Annotated in this window: 14 protein-coding genes and 1 tRNA gene; all 15 read right to left on the reverse strand. The window is 55.1% G+C overall.

The window, feature by feature from the left end; translation table 11 throughout:
* Position 1 precedes the first annotated feature (1 nt).
* The 15 genes from nuoH to WA157_RS08775 all read right to left on the reverse strand — a co-directional run bounded on the left by nuoH (position 2) and on the right by WA157_RS08775 (position 14,334).
* Complete coding sequence (nuoH, locus tag WA157_RS08705) at positions 2-1,084, reverse strand: NADH-quinone oxidoreductase subunit NuoH (protein WP_422620564.1); 1,083 nt, start codon at positions 1,082-1,084, stop codon at positions 2-4.
* Positions 1,081-3,216, reverse strand: a complete 2,136-nt coding sequence (gene nuoG / locus WA157_RS08710) for an NADH-quinone oxidoreductase subunit NuoG (protein ID WP_422620584.1) — start codon at positions 3,214-3,216, stop codon at positions 1,081-1,083. The genes nuoH and nuoG overlap by 4 nt, the downstream gene beginning before the upstream one ends.
* 26 nt (positions 3,217-3,242) lie before the next feature.
* On the reverse strand, positions 3,243-4,619 hold the full coding sequence (nuoF, locus tag WA157_RS08715) for an NADH-quinone oxidoreductase subunit NuoF (protein ID WP_422620565.1): 1,377 nt from the start codon (positions 4,617-4,619) through the stop codon (positions 3,243-3,245).
* The gene (gene nuoE, locus WA157_RS08720) at positions 4,619-5,107 is read right to left on the reverse strand and encodes an NADH-quinone oxidoreductase subunit NuoE (RefSeq protein ID WP_422620566.1); all 489 of its coding nucleotides are present in this window, start codon (positions 5,105-5,107) and stop codon (positions 4,619-4,621) included. The genes nuoF and nuoE overlap by 1 nt, the downstream gene beginning before the upstream one ends.
* Positions 5,104-6,357 (reverse strand): NADH-quinone oxidoreductase subunit D, encoded by a 1,254-nt coding sequence (locus tag WA157_RS08725; protein ID WP_422620567.1) that lies wholly within the window; start codon positions 6,355-6,357, stop codon positions 5,104-5,106. Before WA157_RS08725 ends, nuoE begins: the two co-directional genes overlap by 4 nt.
* Before the next feature lie 7 nt (positions 6,358-6,364).
* Positions 6,365-6,973 (reverse strand): NADH-quinone oxidoreductase subunit C, encoded by a 609-nt coding sequence (locus WA157_RS08730; protein WP_422620585.1) that lies wholly within the window; start codon positions 6,971-6,973, stop codon positions 6,365-6,367.
* 10 nt (positions 6,974-6,983) lie between these two features.
* On the reverse strand, positions 6,984-7,463 hold the full coding sequence (locus tag WA157_RS08735; RefSeq protein WP_011463795.1) for a NuoB/complex I 20 kDa subunit family protein: 480 nt from the start codon (positions 7,461-7,463) through the stop codon (positions 6,984-6,986).
* Between the two features lie 4 nt (positions 7,464-7,467).
* On the reverse strand, positions 7,468-7,827 hold the full coding sequence (locus tag WA157_RS08740; protein WP_422620586.1) for an NADH-quinone oxidoreductase subunit A: 360 nt from the start codon (positions 7,825-7,827) through the stop codon (positions 7,468-7,470).
* 61 nt (positions 7,828-7,888) lie between these two features.
* Positions 7,889-7,973, reverse strand: a tRNA-Leu gene (locus WA157_RS08745).
* A 113-nt stretch (positions 7,974-8,086) separates the two neighbouring features.
* Entirely contained in the window at positions 8,087-8,440 is a 354-nt protein-coding gene (gene secG / locus WA157_RS08750; protein WP_422620568.1) for a preprotein translocase subunit SecG, read from the reverse strand.
* Between the two features lie 37 nt (positions 8,441-8,477).
* Positions 8,478-9,221, reverse strand: coding sequence for a triose-phosphate isomerase (gene tpiA / locus WA157_RS08755; protein WP_318667456.1), 744 nt, complete (start codon positions 9,219-9,221; stop codon positions 8,478-8,480).
* The gene (locus tag WA157_RS08760; RefSeq protein ID WP_422620569.1) at positions 9,218-10,213 is read right to left on the reverse strand and encodes an NAD(P)H-quinone oxidoreductase; all 996 of its coding nucleotides are present in this window, start codon (positions 10,211-10,213) and stop codon (positions 9,218-9,220) included. The genes tpiA and WA157_RS08760 overlap by 4 nt, the downstream gene beginning before the upstream one ends.
* A gap of 71 nt (positions 10,214-10,284) precedes the next feature.
* Complete coding sequence (gene pnp / locus WA157_RS08765; RefSeq protein WP_422620570.1) at positions 10,285-12,405, reverse strand: polyribonucleotide nucleotidyltransferase; 2,121 nt, start codon at positions 12,403-12,405, stop codon at positions 10,285-10,287.
* Between the two features lie 201 nt (positions 12,406-12,606).
* On the reverse strand, positions 12,607-12,873 hold the full coding sequence (rpsO, locus tag WA157_RS08770) for a 30S ribosomal protein S15 (RefSeq protein WP_011463789.1): 267 nt from the start codon (positions 12,871-12,873) through the stop codon (positions 12,607-12,609).
* Between the two features lie 156 nt (positions 12,874-13,029).
* Positions 13,030-14,334 (reverse strand): branched-chain amino acid ABC transporter substrate-binding protein, encoded by a 1,305-nt coding sequence (locus WA157_RS08775; RefSeq protein ID WP_422620571.1) that lies wholly within the window; start codon positions 14,332-14,334, stop codon positions 13,030-13,032.
* Positions 14,335-14,459 lie beyond the last annotated feature (125 nt).

The following is a 14,459-nucleotide window of genomic DNA, read 5'->3' on the forward strand; positions in this document are numbered from 1 at the left end:
ATTACTTCCAAATGTTCCACGGGGTCTGCATCCATCCCCCAACAACCACCAACCAGATAAGGGTGACCGGAATAAATATTTTCCATCCCAGTCGCATAATTTGGTCGTAACGAAATCGCGGAAACGAAACCCGTACCCAGATAAACATTGTCACCACGCAAAACGATTTAAGTCCCAGCCATATCCAACCTGGAATCCAGTTGAACATAACACTATCAATCGGCGATAGCCATCCACCGAGAAACATGATCGTCGTCAAAACCGATACCAGCCATATGTTGGCGTACTCTGCCATCTGAAACATGGCCCAAGACATGCCAGAGTATTCGACCATATGACCCGCCACAATTTCCGACTCGCCTTCAATCACGTCAAAAGGAAGTCGATTTGTTTCCGCCAAGCCAGAAATAAAATAGATCAAGAAAATCGGCAACAGCGGCAGCCAATTCCAGGAGAGGAAGTTAAGACCGATCTGCGCGAAATAGCCCTTATTTTGCCCCGCGACAATATCTGTCAGATTCAGACTCGCAGAAACCATGAGCACCACCACCAGGCAAAAGCCCATTGCAATCTCGTAGCTCACCATCTGGGAGGATGCACGCAAGGCGCCCAGAAATGGATATTTGGAATTGGATGACCACCCGGAGATGATCACGCCATACACCTCCATGGAGGTGATGGCCATCAGAAACAGCAAGCCCGCGTTGATGTTCGCCAAAGCAATGTCTGGACCAAACGGAATCACGGCCCACGCCGCCATGGCCGGCATCACCGTCATGACCGGGCCGAGATAAAACAAGAATTTTTCTGCGGCGGCAGGTCTAAGTACCTCTTTGGTCATTAACTTCATCGCATCCGCTATGGGTTGCAGCAGACCCCAAGGCCCCACGCGGTTTGGACCCATGCGGATCTGAGCCCAGGCCAGTAGCCTGCGTTCCCACAGTGTCGTGTAGGTCACAGCGCCCATCACAATCATCAGAACCAGCGTAACCTTAATCAGGGCCCAGACGACTGGCCAGCCAATCGCCGACCACCAGGGCGCAGCCAGCAGACCCTCACCCAAAGCGAAAATGGTGTCAATCATGCTGTCACCTCCTGCGCCACATCATGTTGTTTAGCGTCTGCCGTGAGTTGCAAACTGGCAGCTCGACGCACAATCCCATCAAGCGCATAGATACCGACAACCTTCGGTGCCACGCCAGCAGGCGTAAAGTCAATTTCAGCTTGCGTTGTGTTGTTCAAAATATCGCCAGATAGAAGTGTCTCACCGTCAACCGGCAATCCAGGTACACGCTTGAGCACTTCCTGAGAGGATTCGAAGTCGAAATCCGGGATTCCAAGCAAGTTGGCTAACACACGCAAAACCTTCCAGGCCGGACGGGTTTCGCCCAAGGGCTTGACAACAGCATGAAAACTCTGCACACGCCCCTCGGCATTGACATAGGTGCCTGATGTTTCGGTAAACGGTGCAATGGGCAACAAAACATCACTGAATGCCATATTGGCTTTGAACGGACTTAGCGTGACCACCATCTCAGTTTTTGACAGACCGCTCAAAGCCAAGGCGCCTGCCGCCGAATCAAATTCAGGTTCGTTGTTTAACAGAAATACGGCCCTCAGATCACCACGGAGCATTTGCCCCGCATTCAGACCATTTGGCCCGGGCAGCGCGCCCGCGACTTGTGCACCGACCGAGTTTGCGGCCTCCGTCAAGTAGCCTACCGTGGCGCCTGTTTGCGCGCCAACCCAATTGGCGAGCGCCAGCAAGCTCGATGCCCTGGCGTGATGCGCGGCCGCATTACCCAACAAAATTGCTTTGCGTTCACCGCTCAGCAAGGACTTGGCGATGGCTTTCGCTGCTTCGCCAGCATTGCCGGGCACTGGTGACTCAACGCCTTTGTCGGCTGCCACTGCAACGGCCACGTCGGCCAGCGCCTGCACCCAGGTACTGGCATCAGACAGCAGGACGTTGGCAATCGGCATAGCCCAGTCTTCTGCTGCAGAACCAATAGCATTCACAGCACAACCTTTGCGGGCTGCCTGCCGAATTCGTTGCGCAAACAGGGGATGGTCCTTGCGCAGGCTGGACCCAACCACCAACACACGTTGTAACTCGGACAAGGATGCAATCGAGGTACCAAGATATCGCACGCCTTCAGACGCAGGGAACTCGGCGTTACGCAAACGGCAATCGACGTTCTCGCTACCCAGGCCGCGCATGAAAGCACTGGCCAGAGATAGTTCCTCCAGCGTGCTATGCGGGCTAAGCAAGGCTCCGATGCTCTGAGCGCCATGCTCCGACTTGATTTGTTTCAGGCCGTTGGCGACATACTCCAGCGCGGTCTGCCAATCAACAGGATTCCAGACTCCACCCTGCTTAAGCATGGGTGTGGTCAGGCGTTCATCGCTGTTCAAGGCCTCGTAGGAAAAACGGTCGCGGTCTGCAATCCAGCATTCGTTGACAGCCTCGTTCTCAAAAGGAACGACACGCATAACCTTGTTGTTCTTCACCTGCACAATCAGATTGGCACCTGTGGAATCGTGTGGACTGACAGACTTGCGACGGGACAACTCCCAAGTGCGGGCACTGTAGCGAAACGGTTTGCTGGTCAGGGCTCCAACCGGGCAAAGGTCAATCATGTTGCCGGAAAGCTCCGAGTCAACCGAGTGGCCAACAAAAGTTTCGATCTCGGCGTGCTCGCCACGATGCGACATGCCAAACTCCATGACGCCGGCCACCTCTTGGCCAAAGCGAATGCAACGAGTGCAATGAATGCACCGACTCATTTCCCGCATCGAAATCAGGGGGCCAACATCCTTGACTGCGACCACCCGCTTCTCCTCTTCGTAACGCGAAGAAGAGGCGCCATAACCTACCGCCAGATCCTGCAACTGGCACTCTCCGCCCTTGTCACAAATTGGGCAGTCCAGTGGGTGATTGATCAGCAGGAATTCCATGACTGACTGCTGAGCCTTAATCGCCTTGTCGCTCTTGGTGCGAACAATCATGCCCGGCGCAACCTGCGTAGCGCAGGCTGGCATGGGCTTCGGCATTTTTTCCACATCCACCAGACACATGCGGCAACTTGCCGCAATGCTGAGCTTCTTGTGGTAGCAAAAATGCGGTATGAAGGTGCCGGCCTTGTCGGCTGCATGCATGATCATGCTGCCTTCAACAACATCTACCTTCTTGCCGTCGAGTTCAATTTCAATCATGTAGGTATGCTCGCTCAGACGCTCGTTCAAACGTACAGCGGGACCATGCAGGTCTTATGCTCTACGTGGTATTCAAATTCAGGGCGGAAATGCTTGATCATGGCGCGCACGGGCATGGCTGCCGCATCTCCCAGCGCGCAAATGGTACGCCCCATGATATTTTCAGCGACGTTGTCAAGCAGATCGAGGTCTGTGACGCGACCGTGACCATTTTCGATTCTGTCCACTACCCGCGACAGCCAGCCGGTACCCTCACGGCAAGGGGTGCACTGTCCACACGACTCATGCATATAAAAGTAGCTCAAACGCTGCAGGCTCTTGACCATGCAACGGCTGTCATCGAGAACAATGACTGCCCCAGAGCCCAGCATCGAACCCGCCTTGGCAATCGAATCGTAGTCCATCGTGCAGTCCATCATGATGCTGCCAGGCAGCACCGGCGACGAGGATCCGCCGGGAATGACGGCCTTGAGTTGGCGCCCACCGCGCACCCCACCGGCAAGCTCCAATAATTGGGAGAATGGCGTACCCATCGGCACTTCATAATTACCTGGAAGCTCCACGTCACCACTGATGGAAAATATTTTGGTACCGCCACTATTGGGCTTTCCACACGCCAGATAAGCCTGCCCGCCATTGCGGATGATCCACGGCACAGCCGCGAAAGTTTCCGTGTTGTTAATGGTGGTGGGTTTCCCGTAAAGACCAAAACTGGCCGGGAACGGTGGCTTGTAGCGAGGTTGTCCTTTTTTGCCTTCAAGTGACTCAAGCAATGAGGTTTCTTCGCCGCAAATATAGGCGCCATAACCATGCGCAGCATGCAACTGGAAACTGAATTCGCTACCCAGAATATTCTTTCCAAGAAGACCGGCCGCACGCGCCTCTTCTATAGCCTCTTCAAAGCGCAGATAGGTCTTGAAGATTTCACCATGGATGTAGTTATAGCCCACTGCAATGCCCATGGCGTAGGCTGCGATGATCATGCCTTCGATCACCATATGGGGATTGAACTGCAGTATTTCACGGTCCTTGCAAGTGCCTGGCTCTCCCTCATCAGAGTTGCAGACGAGATACTTTTGCCCGGCATACTGACGTGGCATAAAGCTCCACTTAAGCCCGGTCGGAAAACCTGCTCCGCCACGCCCCCGCAAGCCGGACTCCTTGACGACTGCAATCACTTGATCCGGCGTCATACCTGAGGCAGTAGCATCGTCAGCAGTTACACCGCTGTTCTTTGCGAGTATTTTTCGCAATGCCTGATAACCACCGCGAGATTCATAATCCTTCAAATGCCAATTCGAACCATTCAAATCTGCATAAATCTGAGGGTTGATATGACGACCATGAAAACAGGATTGTACGCCGGTGGCTTGAAACTGGGAGAGGACTTGTTCAGCCAACATTACTTATCCCCCGCCGCACGCAGGCCATCGACCAGTTGATCCAACTTGTCGTCGCTCATGAAACTGCACATGGTCTGATCGTTCACCAACAACACAGGTGAATCAGCACAAGCACCAAGACATTCACACTGTTGCAAAGTGAACATGCCATCAGGCGTGGTCTCGCCCATTTTGATGTCCAGCCTGTGCTCAAGATGCTTGAGTGCCTTTCCGCCGTCGCGCAACTGACATGGCAAATTGGTACAGACATTCAGTTTGTACTTGCCAACCGGCTGCTGGTTGTACATGTTGTAAAACGTCGTGACTTCGTGCACGGCCATGGGGGCCATACCCAGGAATTCAGCCACCATGGCTTCACTCTCGGCGCTCACATAACCGGACTCCTGCTGGACAATCGCCAGGCACGCCATGACGGCGGACTGCTTCTGGTCCTCTGGGTATTTGGCAACTTCTTGAGCGAAGCGCACTTTGGATTCTTCGGAAATCATCGATCAACTTCCCCAAACACAATATCCAACGAACCAATAATGGCAACAGCATCACCAATCATGTGCCCACGCCCCATTTCACCGAGCGCTGCCAGATGCACAAAGGCAGGTGGACGAATTTTCATGCGGTAAGGCTTATTGGCTCCATCGCTGACCATGTAGATGCCGAACTCACCTTTGGGATGCTCAATGGTCGCGTAGGCTTCACCTTCCGGCACGGAAAAGCCCTCGGTAAAGAGCTTGAAGTGGTGAATCAATTCTTCCATGTTGGATTTCATGGATTCACGATTCGGCGGCGCGATCTTGTGGTTGTCGGTAATAACAGGGCCAGGATTAACACGCAGCCAATCAACACACTGTTTGATGATACGGTTGGACTGTTTCATCTCTTCCATGCGCACCAGATAGCGGTCATAGCAGTCACCGGTCTTACCCACTGGGATGTCAAAGTCCAACCTGTCATAAATTTCATAGGGCTGCTTTTTCCGCAGATCCCAAGCAACCCCGGAACCACGCAACATCGGGCCACTAAACCCCAGATTTAGCGCGCGCTCAGCGGTCACCACGCCAATGCCTACCGTGCGCTGTTTCCAGATACGGTTATCCGTCAACAGGGTGTGATACTCACCCAGGTAGGTTGGAAAGCGTTGGGTAAAGTCATCAATGAAATCAAGCAAGCTACCGTCACGATTACGATTCAGCTTCTCAGTGGACTTGGCGCTACGAATCTTGTTGGGCTGATGCCGCGCCATGGTGTCGGGCAAATCGCGATAGACACCGCCCGGCCGGAAGTAGGCCGCATGCATGCGGGCACCGCTGACCGCCTCATACATATCCAGGAGATCCTCCCGCTCGCGAAATGCGTACAGCATGACTGTCATCGCTCCGCAATCCAGAGCGCCCGCGCCTACACACAGCAAATGGTTAAGCAAACGGGTAATCTCGGCAAACATCACGCGGATGTACTTCGCACGGATGGGAACTTCCAGTCCCAGCATCTTTTCAACTGCCAGACAGTACGCGCTTTCATTGCACATCATCGACATGTAGTCGAGACGATCCATATAAGGCAAGGCCTGGATATAGGTCTTGGTTTCGGCCAGCTTCTCAGTGGCCCGATGCAACAACCCGATATGCGGGTCAGCGCGTTGAATCACTTCGCCATCAAGTTCCAGCACGAGACGCAAAACGCCATGCGCTGCAGGATGCTGCGGCCCAAAGTTAAGGGTGTAGTTTTTTATTTCAGCCATAAAGCGCCTAGTGCAAGCCCCCGTAGTTGTCTTCACGGATGATGCGCGGTGTAATCTCGCGTGGCTCAATCGTGACGGGCTGATACACAACGCGCTTTAGCTCGGCGTCATAACGCATCTCGACATGACCTGAAACCGGAAAATCTTTTCGGAACGGATGGCCGATGAAACCGTAGTCGGTCAGGATACGGCGCAAATCAGTATGACCCTCGAAAACGATGCCAAACAAATCAAAAGCTTCCCGCTCAAACCAGTTCGCAGAACTCCATACATCACACAAGGACTGCACCACCGGCAAATTGTCATCGGGCGCAAACACCTTGAGCCGCACGCGCTGGTTCAGACTTACCGACAACAGGTGGGACACCACGCAATAACGCAATCCGGTTTGAGGCTGATCCTTGTAGGTAGAGTAGTCAACGCCGCACAAATCCATCAGTTGCTCGAACTGACAGTTTGGGTCGTCTCGCAGAATCTTTGCGGCCTGCAAATAATGAGCACCGTCTACGACGATGGTAAGTTCATCTAATCGAAGCACACTGCTGATAAGCAAGTCGCCAAGCGCAGCCTCAACATGAACTTTGATAGATTGTGGATTCACAGCGTATGAAGTCATCACCACCCCCTCATGCGCGCGCAATGGTTTGCGTGCGGCGAATTTTGTGCTGCAACTGAATGATGCCATACAGCAGAGCCTCCGCCGTAGGTGGACACCCAGGTACATAGACATCTACCGGAACGATACGATCACAACCCCGCACCACTGAATAACTGTAGTGGTAATAGCCCCCACCATTGGCGCACGAACCCATGGAAATCACTCGACGAGGTTCACTCATTTGGTCGTACACCTTGCGAAATGCAGGCGCCATCTTGTTGCACAGCGTGCCTGCCACAATGATCAAGTCTGACTGGCGCGGACTGGCGCGAAACACCTCTGCACCAAAGCGACTGATATCGTAGCGGGCGTTAGCCGCATGCATCATCTCCACAGCGCAACAAGCCAATCCAAAAGACATCGGCCAAAGGGATCCAGTTTTAGCCCAGTTCATCACCGAGTCGTAACTGGTGGTGATAAAGCCTTCTTTTAATATGCCTTCGATCATCGCATCACTCCCAGTCAAGGGCTCCCTTTTTCCACTCGTAAATAAACCCTACGACGAGGATAGCCAAAAACACCATGACCGACCAAAAACCAAGTGCACCAATATCCTTGAGAGCCACCGCCCAAGGAAACAGGAATGCAATTTCAAGATCAAACAAAATGAAAAGGATGGCAACCAGGTAGTAGCGCACATCGAACTTCATGCGCGCATCCCCAAAGGCCTCAAAACCGCATTCGTAAGGCGAGTTTTTTGCAGAATCAGGGAGATTGGGTCCGAGGATGTATCCAAGCACCTGTGGCGCAACACCGACACCGATGCCAACCAGGATAAACAAGAAAATTGGCAGGTATTGATCAAGACTCATAAAAGGATATTGTGTTCCAAGTATTGGCTTGCTGCATTGATCCACATCAAGCATGTTTATTTGGTGCCGTCGGCGAGACTCGAACTCGCAAAGCTTTCGCCACTACCACCTCAAGATAGCGTGTCTACCAATTTCACCACGACGGCTCTCAGGTGTCCGGACTGCACAAGATATCTTGTACTTCTAGCCCTCCGGACAGAGCTATAGTCTACCCTTAAATCCGCAGATTCTCCGCGACGGCAGGCAATTTCAACCGCGATTATTTCGATGGGATTTGTGCCGCACCAGACGCAGGCACTGAGGGTGGAACGACCGCCGGAACAGGTACTGAAACAGCGGCACCCTCAAGCACACTGCCCGAACTCACCGTTGGACGGGCCGTACCAAAATAAGCAAGTAGCAAGGTGCTAACAAAGAACACCGTGGCCAGCACAGCCGTGGTGCGCGACAGAAAATTTGCGCTGCCACTGGCACCAAAAAGACTACCAGAACCCCCGCTGCCAAACGCTGCGCCCATGTCCGCGCCCTTGCCATGCTGCACCAAAATTAGACCCACCATGACAACTGCAGAAATCATCTGAACAGCGAGAAGAATAGTTAATAAAGCGCTCATCGAATACTCCTAAATATATAGACGCTTCTGCTTGAAATCAGCAAGCAGAAGCAATAATTGATAAAAAATCAGGGACCTTGAGCGAGGCACCACCCACCAGGCCACCATCGATATCCGGCTGAGCCAGCAACTCCGCGGCGTTCGCAGCATTCATGCTGCCGCCGTAAATTATCTGAATACGATCCGCCTGGATTGAAGCAGCCTGCAACTGTTGGCGCAGCACCGAGTGCACTTGCTGCGCTTGCTCGATGCTAGCTGTCTTGCCCGTTCCGATGGCCCACACCGGCTCGTAGGCCACCACAACCTCGCTGATGCAGTGACCATTGGCGTGAATCACCGCCGCCAGTTGACGCTTGACGACTTCTTCGGTCCTGCCAGCTTCGCGCTCAGCCAGGGTCTCGCCGACACACACAATCGGCGTGATGCCACAGGCCAGAGCCCGCTGCGCTTTGGCTGCAACGAGGGCATCCGTCTCGAAGTGATATTGACGACGCTCGGAATGACCAACGATGCAATAACGTACACCAAATTCCTGCAGCATGGCCCCAGAAATTTCACCCGTGAAGGCGCCCACCTCATGCTGGGAAAGATCCTGCGCACCCAGAGCAATGGCAGTGCCAGCAAGCAGCGCCTGGCATTGCGCCAGGTAGACCGACGGCACACACAACGCGACCTGACAGACTGACGCGCCCACCCCAACCCGCAGACCTTTCACAAGGGCCTCATTGGCAGCCAGACTGCCGTTCATTTTCCAGTTGCCTGCGATCAGCTTTTTTCTCATGCCACACCCCAAGTCAAAACAATTTTTCCAACATGCAAATTGGACTCCATCAGGGCGTGTGCCCTGAAGGCATCCTGCGCCGCAAATGTGCTGTGAATCACCGGCTTGATGCGGCCCAACTCAATCAACGGCCAGACATTTTTCAGAAGCGCCTGCGCAATCGCCGCCTTGAAGGCAACCGGTCGCGCCCGCAAGGTCGACCCCGTCACCGTGAGGCGCCGACGCAGCACCAGACCGGCGTTGATCTCACTCTTGACGCCACCCTGCACGGCAATGATGACCAGCCGGCCATCCTCACTCAAACACTCAATCTCCTTGGCCACATAGCTGCCAGCCACCATGTCGAGAATGACATTCACGCCCAGGCCACCGGTCAATCTCTTGACCTCTTCCTGAAAATCGTGCGTCTTGTAGTTGATGGCATGATCGGCACCCAACGCCAGGCAAGCGGCACATTTCTCGTCGCTGCCCGCCGTCACGATGACCCGGGAACCCAGGGCCTTGGCCAACTGAATGGCGCTGACACCAATGCCGCTGGAGCCCCCCTGAATTAACAAGGTTTCACCTGTCTGCAATTTCGCCCGGTCAAACACATTGCTCCAGACCGTGAAAAACGTCTCGGGCAGCGAAGCCGCCTCGACATCACTCAAGCCTTTTGGCACAGGCAGGCACTGCCCCACTGGGGCGATGCAATATTGGGCGTAGCCGCCTCCGGCAACCAGCGCACAAACGCGCTCACCGAGTTTGAATCCGGCACTCGCCAGTTCCTGCTCATCGCCGCGTTCAATCACGCCCGCCACTTCCAGCCCCGGAATATCCGAAGCTCCCGGCGGCACCGGGTAGTTACCCGTGCGTTGCAGCACATCCGGCCGGTTGACGCCGCTGGCCGCGACTCGAATGAGCAGTTCACCAACGCCAGGGACCGGCATGGGACGCTCACCCAGGCGCAAAACGTCGGGGGCGCCAAAAGCGGCTATTTCGATGACTTTCATGATCATTTCAGGCGCTAGCCCCCGTGTTATATGCACGGGGTGCTATCAACTTCATATCAAAAAGCAAGCCATCAAACGTGCTCAGGGCCGCCCTGGCCCGGACGATCCAGCAACACTTTCATGGACAGCTTGATACGGCCCTTTTCGTCAGTCTCCATCACCTTGACTTTGACGATCTGGCCCTCTGACAAATAGTCAGTCACCTTTTCAACACGCTCGTGCGCAATCTGGCTGATGTGCAGCAAGCCATCTTTGCCCGGCAGCAGATTCACCAGGGCACCGAAGTCCAGAATCTTGGTGATCGGGCCTTCATAGATCTTGCCGATCTCAACTTCAGCCGTGATCTGCTGGATGCGGCGTTTGGCTTCCTCGGCCTTGGCCGGATCAGCCGACGCGATGGTGATGGTGCCGTCTTCGTCGATATTGATCTGGGTGCCGGTCTCTTCGGTCAGCGCACGGATGACGGAACCACCCTTGCCGATCACGTCACGGATCTTGTCGGGATTGATCTTCATGGTGAACAGGCGCGGTGCAAAGGTCGACACTTCGGTCTTGGCTTCGGCCATGGCTTCCTGCATCTTGCCCAGGATGTGCATGCGCGCTTCCTTGGCCTGGGCCAATGCCACTTGCATGATTTCCTTGGTAATGCCCTGAATCTTGATGTCCATTTGCAGCGCGGTAATGCCGTTGGTCGTACCCGCTACCTTGAAGTCCATGTCACCCAGATGATCTTCATCACCCAGAATGTCGGTCAGCACGGCGAAGCGGTTTTCTTCCTTGATCAGACCCATGGCAATGCCGGCCACATGCGCCTTCATGGGCACACCGGCGTCCATCAAGGAGAGGCAGCCGCCGCAGACCGAAGCCATGGACGAAGAGCCATTGGACTCGGTGATCTCCGAGACCACACGCATGGTGTACGGGAACTCTTCCTTGCTTGGCAACACCGCCATCAAAGCCCGCTTGGCCAGGCGTCCGTGGCCGATTTCACGCCGCTTGGGCGTACCGACGCGACCGGTTTCGCCAGTGGCAAAGGGAGGCATGTTGTAGTGCAGCATGAAGCGATCTTCATAGTCGCCAGACAGCGCGTCAATGCGCTGGGCATCGCGCTCGGTACCCAGGGTGGTGACCACCAAGGCCTGCGTTTCACCGCGCGTGAACAAGGCAGAACCGTGGGTGCGGGGCAGCACGCTGTTGCGGATTTCAATCGGACGCACGGTACGGGTGTCGCGGCCGTCAATGCGCGGCTCACCGGCCAGAATCTGGCTGCGAACAATCTTGGCTTCAATGTCAAACAGCATGCCTTCAACGGCAACACTTTCAAACGCGACACCATCGAGCTTCAGGTCTGCCATCACGACAGCATAAGCTTCGCGGCAGGCGCGGGTACGGGCCTGCTTGTTGCGAATTTGGTAAGCCGCCTCAAGCTTATGGGCGGCCAGTGCGCCGACCTTGGCGATCAATGGCTCGTCCTTGGCAGGCGCCTTCCAGTCCCACACCGGCTTGCCGGCATCACGCACCAGCTCATGGATCGCATTGACGGCGATGTTGCCTTGCTCGTGGCCAAACACCACGGCGCCGAGCATGATTTCTTCACTCAGTTGCTGGGCTTCGGATTCGACCATCAGCACAGCGGCTTCGGTACCGGCCACCACCAGATCCATGACAGAATCTTTGCGGGCAGTCTGGCCCGGATTGAGCACGTATTCACCGTTGATGTAGCCCACGCGAGCAGCGCCTATGGGGCCACTGAACGGAATGCCGCTAACGGACAGCGCAGCGCTGACCGCGATCAAGGCCGCGATGTCCGCGTCCACTTCAGGGTTCAAGGACAGCGTGTGAACAACGACATGCACTTCGTTGAAGAAGCCTTCCGGGAACAGCGGGCGGATCGGACGGTCGATCAGGCGGCTGGTCAACGTTTCAAACTCGCTGGGACGGCCTTCACGCTTGAAGAAGCTGCCCGGAATCTTGCCGGCAGCATAGGTTTTCTCCAGATAGTCCACTGTCAAGGGGAAGAAGTCCTGACCGGCTTTGCCTTCGGTCTTGGCAACCACAGTGGCCAGCACCACGGTGCCATCCATGTCCAGCAATACGGCGCCGCTGGCTTGACGGGCGATTTCGCCGGTTTCCATGGTGACGGTGTTCTGGCCCCATTGGAAGGTTTTGGTGACTTTGTTGAATATGCTCATTTTTATCTCCTGGTCAATTTGGGAAGTGCAGGCCACCTCACCCGAGCCCGGATTACGCCTCACAGAACACGATGCCATTCCAGGAAAATTCAAATCGAATCCATCTGGAATGACACAGCTTCGCTCCGTTTTCAGCTTCTCCGAAGTAAAAAACGCCTGAGCTAGGAACCTAACTCAGGCGTTCATCATTTGATTCAACGATTACTTACGCAGACCCAGCTTGGCGATCAATGCGATGTAACGTTCAGCGTCTTTGGACTTCAGATAGTCCAGCAACTTGCGGCGACGACTCACCATGCGCAACAGACCACGACGACCGTGATGGTCTTTGGCGTGGGTCTTGAAGTGAGGCATGAGTTCGTTGATGCGGGCGGTCAAAAGTGCGACTTGCACTTCAGGACTACCGGTATCGCCGGGTTGACGTGCGTTGTCTTTGACGACAGCGGCTTTAATGCTGGATGCGATCATGTTTATTTCCTGTTTGATGTGAACTTGCGTCAGGCGCTGGAACTGCCCCTGACGTGCACTGCTGCAATCTGCAGAGCCTTGGATTATAGCCAACCCATCAACATATCCCAAACATGTCGGCCTTTCCAGCGAATAGCCCACCCATCCAGGCTTCGTTTATTCCACAGGCCTTTGCATTTTGCAGGTGGTGGGCAACTCGGCACGGCTAGCTGCAATGCTTTTAATAACCCGAAAACCGTAGCCCGAGCCCTCAACATCAAACTTCACGCCGGGCGCGCCTTGTTTATCCATCACACCCACCACCAGCGGCTGCTGAAACTGGTGGTCAGCCGCCCGCATCGCCCCGCTTTGTGAGCCAAAAACAACTCTAGCCCTCTCCAGCTGTTTGGCAACAGCTATCGAATTCGTAGTATTTGCTTTTTCAATTGCCTGCGCCAGTGATTCCACCATCAGTTGCATGCGCATGTGAACGTAGTCGTCAGCCGGATTGGGAAAACGCTGGCGAAACGACTGGTAGAAGGCTTCGCTTTGCGCCGTCTGGACGTTGGGCAGCCAGTCGGCCACCGCCACCACTTTACCGATGCCCGCGTCGCCGATGGCCGCTGGCGCACCCAGCGCGTTGCCGTAGAAGGTATAGAACTTGCCTTCGAAACCCACTTCTTTCGCCGCCTTCACCAGCAGCGTCAGGTCGTTGCCCCAGTTGCCGGTAATGACTGCCTGCGCGCCGCTGGCCTTGATTTTGGCGGCATACGGCAAAAAGTCCTTGACGCGTCCGACCGGGTGCAGCTCATCGCCCACCACCTGCACATCCGGGCGCAAGGCCGCAAGCTGGCGTTTCGCCTCACGTGCCACGGCATGGCCAAAGCTGTAGTCCTGGCCAATGATGTAAACACTCTTGAGGGCTTTGTCTTCTTTTAGCACTTCCATCAGCGCGGTGATGCGCATGTCGGCATGGGCATCAAAACGAAAATGCCAAAAACTGCATTTTTCGTTGGTCAAGATGGGATCGACGGCCGAGTAGTTCATGAACAGAACACGTTTGCCGGGCTCTCGTTCGTTGTGCTTGTTGATGGCGTCAATCAGCGCCGCCGCCGTGGCGGATGAGTTGCCCTGCATGATGAATTGCGCGCCATCGTCGATGGCGGACTTGAGGGCCGTCAGCGCTTCCTCGTTCTGACCCTTGCTGTCGTAACGCTCCAACGCCAGAGGTCGGCCGCCCCCAGCGGGCTCGCCGGAAGCGGCAATCTTGACGCCGCCACGCGCATTGACGCGCTCCACCGCCCAGATCAGGTTGCGAAACACCGCCTCGCCCGTGTTGGCAAACGGGCCACTCAAGCCCTCGATCATGGCGATCTTGATCGGCGCCGATGTGGGCGTTTGGGTCGCTTGCGCGAAGGTCAGGGTTGGCACGCATAAGGCCAGCGTCAGCAGTTTCAGGGCCTTGCGGGAAAATACAAACATATTGAAATCTCTCTTGAACACAGCCGCTTCACTCACAGAGTCGGTACCAGCGGTGGTTCATGTCGAACGCCGCGCAGTGTACCGGCAGTCCGTCGCCTGGCAGCAAGCCGCATGTGTTGCCTTGC

The sequence above is a fragment of the Rhodoferax ferrireducens genome (assembly GCF_049302455.1).
Lineage (GTDB): Bacteria > Pseudomonadota > Gammaproteobacteria > Burkholderiales > Burkholderiaceae_C > Rhodoferax > Rhodoferax ferrireducens_B.